This is a genomic window from Roseomonas sp. TAS13 (assembly GCF_001950415.1).
GTDB classification, from domain to species: Bacteria; Pseudomonadota; Alphaproteobacteria; order Acetobacterales; family Acetobacteraceae; genus Roseomonas; species Roseomonas mucosa.
In genome coordinates, this window is the sequence record NZ_BDLP01000306.1 from 1 (window position 1) to 5,260 (window position 5,260).

Consider the following 5,260-nt stretch of genomic DNA (forward strand, 5'->3'; position numbering starts at 1 on the left):
TCGCCTTACGGTGGAGCTGTGCGTAGATGTGATCAAGAGACAGTCGGCTTCGCGGCCGAGCGCAACGGCGAGCGTTGTCTCAAGAGCCCGGGCGAGATGGCACGGCTGTTCGCCGGCTACCCCGAGGCGCTGGCCAACACGCTGCGGGTACTCGATGCCTGCTCAGGCTTCAGCCTGGAACAGCTGCGCCACGAGTACCCGGACGAGATATTGGAGCCCGGCCGCACACCGCAGCAGACGCTGACCGGCCGGGTGCGCGAGGCGGCGGCGAAGCGTTGGCCCGGCGGCGTGCCGGCTGACATCGAGGCGCGGATCGCGCATGAGCTGCGGCTCATCGAGCAGCTGGGCTATGCGCCCTACTTCCTGACCGTGGACGAGGTGGTCCGCTACGCCCGGAGCAAGGGCATCCTGTGCCAGGGGCGTGGCTCGGCCGCGAACTCGACCGTCTGCTACGTGCTCGGCATCACCGCGGTCGATCCCTCCAAGCATGACCTGCTGTTCGAGCGCTTCGTGTCGGCCTCCCGCAACGAGCCGCCCGACATCGACGTCGACTTCGAGCATGAGCGGCGCGAGGAGGTGATCCAGCACATCTACGAGCGCTACGGCCGCGACCGGGCCGCGATCGTCGGCACGGTGATCCGCTATCGCGGCCGCAGCGCCGTCCGCGAGGTGGGCAAGGCGCTCGGGCTGTCGGAGGACGTGACGGGCAAGCTGGCCAAGGCAAGCTGGGGTCCAGGCCGGGAGCAGGGCCTCGCCGAACTGGCGGAGGCCGAGGGCCTCGACCTGTCCGAACGGCGCCTCGCGCTGACGCTGCAGCTCGCGGAGGAGATCCAGGACTTCCCGCGCCACTTGGCCACGCACGTGGGCGGGTTCGTCATGAGCCGGGGCCCGCTGACAGAGATGGCCGTGGTCGGCAACGCCGCCATGCAGGGCCGCACCGTCCTTGAGTGGGACAAGGATGACGTGGATGCGCTGAAGCTGCTGAAGGTCGACATCCTGGCGCTCGGGATGCTGTCATGCCTGCGACGAGGCTTCGACCTGCTGCGGCGACATCGCCGCCTCGACCTCGACCTCGCAGGCGTGCCGCGCGATTGCCGCCAGACCTACGAGATGCTGCGCCGTGCCGACTCTCTCGGCGTGTTTCAGGTCGAGAGCCGGGCGCAGATGAACATGCTGCCCCGGCTGCGCCCCTCGACGTTCTACGACCTGGTGGTGCAGGTAGCGCTGGTGCGCCCCGGTCCGATCCAGGGCGACATGGTGCATCCCTACATCCGGCGCCGCTGGGGGCTGGAGAAGCCGGAATACCCGAAGCCGTCGATCGAGCACGGGGACGCCGACGAGATGAAGCGCGTGCTGGGGCGCACGCTGGGCGTGCCGCTGTTCCAGGAACAGGCGATGCGCGTGGCCATCGTCGCCGCCGGCTTCACGCCGGAGGAGGCGGATGACCTGCGCCGGGCCATGGCGACCTTCAAATACACCCAGGGGGTCTCGGTCTACCGCGACCGCCTGGTCGGCGGCATGGTCCGCCGCGGCTACGATCCCGAGTTGGCCGAGCGGGTGTTCAAGCAGATCGACGGCTTCGGGTCCTACGGCTTCCCGGAAAGCCACGCCGCCAGCTTCGCCCACCTGGCCTATGCCTCCGCCTGGGTGAAGTGCCACCACCCCACGGTGTTCGCCGCCGCGCTTCTGAACAGCCAGCCCATGGGCTTCTATGCGCCGGCGCAGATCGTGCGCGACGCCCAGGCGCACGGGACGCGAGTGCGGCCCGTGTGCGTCAACGCCTCCGATTGGGACAGTACGCTGGAGCCGGACCCGCGGAGCGCGGAGGAGTACGCCCTTCGGCTCGGGCTACGGCTGGCAGGAGGGCTTCCGGAGGAAGAAGGCCAGCGGATCGCCAAGGTGCGGCGGGCTGGCAACGGCTCGCCCTACGGCTCGGTCGAGGAGGTAGCGCGGCGCGCGAAGGTCGGCCGCAAGGCGATCGAGGCTCTGGCTGAGGCGGACGCCTTCTTGAGCCTGGGCGCCAGCCGCCGTGAGGCGATGTGGGCAGCCAAGGCGATCGAGCGAGAAATTCCGCCGCTGCTGCGATTGGTAGGCGAAACCGCCGACTTGGGCGAGCCACCCCTCATCCGGGAGCCCGACCCGGCACTGCCGGCGGAGGCGGACGGGCAGTCGACGGTGCTGGACTACATGGCGACCGGACTCAGCCTGCGGCAGCACCCGCTGGGGCTGCTACGGGAGGAGCTGCAGCGCCTCGGGCTGCACGACACGCGCAGGCTTGGCACGGCACGGCCAGGAAGCTGGATCAGACTGCCTGGGCTGGTGCTGATGCGGCAGCGGCCGGGTACGGCCAAGGGCATCGTGTTCATCACCGTGGAGGACGAATTCGGCACCGCGAACCTTGTGGTCTACGCCGATGTGGGCGCGCGCGACCGCGCGGCCATGATCGGCGCTCGGCTGCTGGTGGCTGAGGGCCGGGTGGAGCGGGAGACGGAGCACGCGGAGGTCCCCATCATCCACCTGATCTGCCGCAAGCTGGTGGACCGCTCGGACTTGCTGAACGGCCTGGTCCGGTCCGGCGCTGGGACAAACTGGAGCGATGCAGCGCTGCTGCGCGGCGACGAGGTGCGGCGCCCGGGCCCGGGATCGGCACAACCGAAAGGCAAGATGCCCGCGAGTCGTGATTTCCGATGAAACCATAGTTGGAATCAGGCGGGGTTAGGCCCACCCATGACACTCTCCTCCCGCATGGGTTGCAGCAGGTGTCGCCCGTTATGCCGCACGCTGTTGACCTTCGTGCTCACCGGCCACGTCCGCAGCACAGCGCCGGCAGCCGGACGAAGGAGGGTTTTCGGATCACCGTCCACCTCGCCCAGCCATACCGGCCAGTCGGCAGCCTCCAGGACGAGAGGCATGCGGTCGTGAATGGGCGCCATCGTCGCATTCGCCGCCGTGGTGACGATCGCGAAGCTCCGGGTGGTGTCGCCGTTCGCCGGGTCGACCCAGCTTTCCCAGATGCCGCCGAAGGCAAGCGGCGCGCCATCGGCTCGGGCGATGGCGAAGGGCTGTTTCAGCTTGCCGTCGCGCTGCCACTCGTAGAAGGCATCGGCCGGGACGATGCAGCGGCGGGAGGCGAAAGCGCCACGGAAGCTCGGCAGCTTCGTGACCGTCTCGGCCCGCGCGTTGTTCAACATGCGGGCGTGGGCTGGATCCTTCTCGAAGTGCGGGATCAGCCCCCAGCGCAGCACATCCAGGCTCCGCTCCCCCGTTTTGGGATTGCGCCGGACCACGGGTGCCGGCTGGCTGGGTGGCAGATTCCAATTCGGGTCGAAGTTCGGTACAGCGTTGCGGGTGCCGAAGACCCTCGCGAGCCCGGCCGGGGTCATGGAAAGGGCAAAACGACCGCACATGGCGACCAAAATAGGCCGGCTCCGGCCTGGACGCCACGGCGGACGCCTGCGCCATTCAGGACGGCGATGGACCCGGCCGGTTGAGTCCTGGGTTGCGCGCCAGCGCCGCCGCGGCGCGCTCGGTCGGCTGTGGTCCCGGCCGAACGTGCGGCAGCAGCAGGGCGTCCATGCTGGAGCCGGGCTTGCGCAGCTCGGCGGTGAGCGCGGTGAGGAATTCCGCTTTGCCGATTGCCGACCAGTCGATGTGGAAGCCAGCTCGGCGCGTGAGTTCGGCATGCACCGTCATGAGCGTCCGGCCGTAGGTGTCCAGGAAGGGATGGGCGTAGGCCAGGGCGCCGAACACCTCACCCGGTCCCACCCGAAGGCGGCGAGCGTCCAGGCCCATCCCAAGCGCATAGTCAAGAGCGCGCCGCACGTCGGCCGGGTGCGCGAACAGGTCCGACACGCCCCCCTTGGCGATGGCGATATCAGGCGCGAGCGTGGTGCGGTCCTGTCCCGCCCATGGGTAGACGGAGATGAACAGCCGACGATGGGTGTCGAGCACCTGCTCGTAGCCGACCGTCGGCGCCGTCCGAAGGGTTTCGAGTGCCGGAAGCACGTTGGCCGCAAAGGCGGCCGTCTCCAATCGGGCAATCAGGACGGGATCGTTGGTTCCGAGGCGATTTCGCAGGTAGCCGCGGGTGTCGCGGTCACCGAACGGATCGAATGTCACCGGATTGCTGGCGCAGGTAGGCGGCGTGAAGCGCGAAGCGTTGCTCGTCGGTCAGGACCCCGGCCCGCGCAAGACCGACCAGCAGACGCTCGGTGGGATCCAACGTGATCTCGGTGTCGCAAAGCCGCGTCGCAGCGTCGACAAAGGCATCCACCGGCTCGGGAGCCGTGGTGACGCCATGCGTCCGCGCCAGGGTGCTGATCGTGGCTGCGGCGTCGCCGACCTTGCTCAGGTCCACCTCCGCAATGCGGTCAATCGTGTCAGCCACAGCCGCTCTCTTTCCGTAACTCGCGTTGTCCGGTCGACCGCTTCCGCCGTCCCGCTCTGGTCGCGGTAGCGCGCGCGCTGGCCGACGACCCCTCGGATATAGCCCATTTCACGACCCCTTGCCATCCGGCGCGGTCACCGGGCGGACCTCCACGCCCTCCTGATCGAGCAGCACGAACGAGACGCTGCGGTCGAGCACCTCCTCGCGCTCAAGGATCTGTGCCCGGCCGTCCTGCAGCTTGACGATGCTGGAGCCCTCGGCCAGTGTAGCCTTGTAGGCCTTGAGCAGGATCGCTGCGGCGGCTTCGGCACATGCTACCTCGATGGTGAAATCACCAGAGCCCTGCTCCGTGATCTTCTGCAACAGCTGAATGTTGCCATGGTGAACCTCCTGGGCCACTGCGAGCGTGAACGCAGCGGCATGGCCGTTGGCGATGATGTCTTTGCCAAGGGGCATCAACTTGCGGTTGGGTAATGACCCGGAGTGTTCCAGGTCGTCCGGCTACTGCGGCAGCGTTGCCAGGCCGGCAGGCGCGGCAGCCGGCAGATGATCGTCCGCACCTTGGACCCACCAATCGGCCTGCCGGCCGCAAGCCTCGGCCTCGGCCAGGAGCGCCTCGCGTTGCCGTGGCAGCAGGTCGCTGCGCTCGGCGTGCTCGCGAACCTGCTCGGCCTGCCCGCGCCAACGGGCGGCGCTGGCTAAGCAACTCTGCCGTGCCATCTCGGCAGTCAGCATGACGGGCCTCCCAGGAAGGGGGAGCGGCGGGGGACGGGCGCAGCAGCGCGCACACCCGCGCCGAAGCGCGTGCGGGTCATGGAAAGGCTCCTGATGAGGGGTGCTGCATAACCCCGGCCTCGCCGGGTGCCCGTCAGC

The 5,260-nt window shown here is 68.8% G+C and carries 6 protein-coding genes; 1 reads left to right on the forward strand and 5 read right to left on the reverse strand.

Going from position 1 to position 5,260, the window contains the following annotated elements; all coding sequences use genetic code 11:
* The coding region (locus ROTAS13_RS18745; protein ID WP_075823086.1) for an error-prone DNA polymerase at positions 1-2,691 on the forward strand (2,691 nt) is incomplete at its 5' end.
* Between the two features lie 14 nt (positions 2,692-2,705).
* Here the strand turns inward: ROTAS13_RS18745 and ROTAS13_RS18750 are convergent.
* The 5 genes from ROTAS13_RS18750 to ROTAS13_RS26485 form a co-directional block, all read right to left on the reverse strand.
* Complete coding sequence (locus tag ROTAS13_RS18750) at positions 2,706-3,407, reverse strand: SOS response-associated peptidase (protein ID WP_075823081.1); 702 nt, start codon at positions 3,405-3,407, stop codon at positions 2,706-2,708.
* Positions 3,408-3,462: 55 nt separating this feature from the next.
* The gene (locus ROTAS13_RS18755) at positions 3,463-4,119 is read right to left on the reverse strand and encodes a hypothetical protein (RefSeq protein ID WP_075823082.1); all 657 of its coding nucleotides are present in this window, start codon (positions 4,117-4,119) and stop codon (positions 3,463-3,465) included.
* The gene (locus tag ROTAS13_RS18760) at positions 4,097-4,387 is read right to left on the reverse strand and encodes a hypothetical protein (protein ID WP_075823083.1); all 291 of its coding nucleotides are present in this window, start codon (positions 4,385-4,387) and stop codon (positions 4,097-4,099) included. Before ROTAS13_RS18760 ends, ROTAS13_RS18755 begins: the two co-directional genes overlap by 23 nt.
* A 108-nt stretch (positions 4,388-4,495) precedes the next feature.
* A complete protein-coding gene (locus ROTAS13_RS18765) occupies positions 4,496-4,843 on the reverse strand; it encodes a hypothetical protein (protein ID WP_075823084.1) in 348 nt (115 codons plus the stop codon).
* Positions 4,844-4,888: 45 nt separating this feature from the next.
* Positions 4,889-5,122 (reverse strand): hypothetical protein, encoded by a 234-nt coding sequence (locus tag ROTAS13_RS26485; RefSeq protein WP_139323441.1) that lies wholly within the window; start codon positions 5,120-5,122, stop codon positions 4,889-4,891.
* Positions 5,123-5,260: the final 138 nt, after the last annotated feature.